The sequence below is a fragment of the Flavobacterium sp. genome (assembly GCF_004211145.1).
Taxonomy (GTDB): domain Bacteria; phylum Bacteroidota; class Bacteroidia; order Flavobacteriales; family Flavobacteriaceae; genus Flavobacterium.
The window spans coordinates 1-1,163 of the sequence record NZ_SEBS01000088.1; the positions used below are offsets into that span (position 1 = coordinate 1).

The window sequence follows — 1,163 nt, forward strand, 5'->3', positions numbered from 1 at the left end:
ATGCCCAGCCATTGGCTGAACGCGTCGTTGTCAAACATTTTCGATACGATCTGGCTCGGATTCATTAAAAGAACATTTTTTCTTCACGTGCCATTTTGCGAAGCAGCGGACTGCAGCGGTAACGGTCTTCGTGATATTCGTTGTAAAAGCTATCGAGCGTTTCGACGCAGTTTTTTATTCCGATCTCATCGGCCCAGGCCAACAATCCTTTCGGATAATTGACGCCTTTGGTCATTGCGTTGTCGATGTCTTTCGCCGATGCAATATTCATGTGCAACGCATCGGCCGCATCGTTGATAAGCATTGCGAGAATACGGTTGAAAATTTGCCTTCCCGAGGCTTCATCAGTTTTCGGCGCGGGCATTTCTGCCGAATAATCATAAAAGCCGCGGCCTGATTTGCGCCCTAAAAATCCTGCTTCAACCAATCGCTTTTGTGTAAACGACGGCTTGTAGCGCGGATCGTAATAAAATGACGAGAAGACGGTTTCGGTTACGGTGTAATTGACATCGTGTCCTATGAAATCCATCAGCTCGAACGGCCCCATTTTAAAGTTGCCAAAAGTCTTCATCGCCCAGTCAATCGTCGCAAAGTCGGCTTGGCCTTCTTCATAAATGCGCAGCGCTTCGCCGTAGAAAGGCCGCGCCACACGATTAACGATAAATCCCGGCGTGTCTTTCGCAACAGCTACGGTTTTCTTCCAGCCGGTGATGATTTCGACGGTTTTATCTAAAATATTTTTATCGGTTTGTATTGCGGGAACAACTTCGACCAGCTGCATCAGTGGCGCGGGATTGAAAAAATGAATTCCGATTACGCGTCCCGGATTTTTACATGCCGACGCAATTGACGCGATCGATAATGATGATGTATTTGACGCCAGAATGGTTTCATCTGAAACAATCGATTCCAGCTCTGAAAATAATTTCTTTTTTACGTCGAGATTTTCAACAATCGCTTCGACGATCAGGTTCGAGTCGAACAATTCTTCGAGCGCGCTGACGTATGAAATTGATGAGGAAATCCGAAGCTTTTCGGCGGCGTCGATCTTGCCTTTTTCGACGAGTTTCATCAACGTGTTTTCGAGTGAATTCTGGCTTCGCAACAAAGCATCGGCGTTCGTGTCGTAAATTTTGACCGTCGCGCCCGCGCTAGCCGCAACC

At 47.2% G+C, this 1,163-nt stretch carries 1 protein-coding gene; it reads right to left on the reverse strand.

The genetic code is table 11. The annotated features are described in order from the left end of the window. Positions 1-64: 64 nt before the first annotated feature. Positions 65-1,163 (reverse strand): 3-hydroxyacyl-CoA dehydrogenase NAD-binding domain-containing protein (locus EOO50_RS17655; RefSeq protein WP_290841603.1); only part of this gene is annotated, 1,099 nt, incomplete at its 5' end.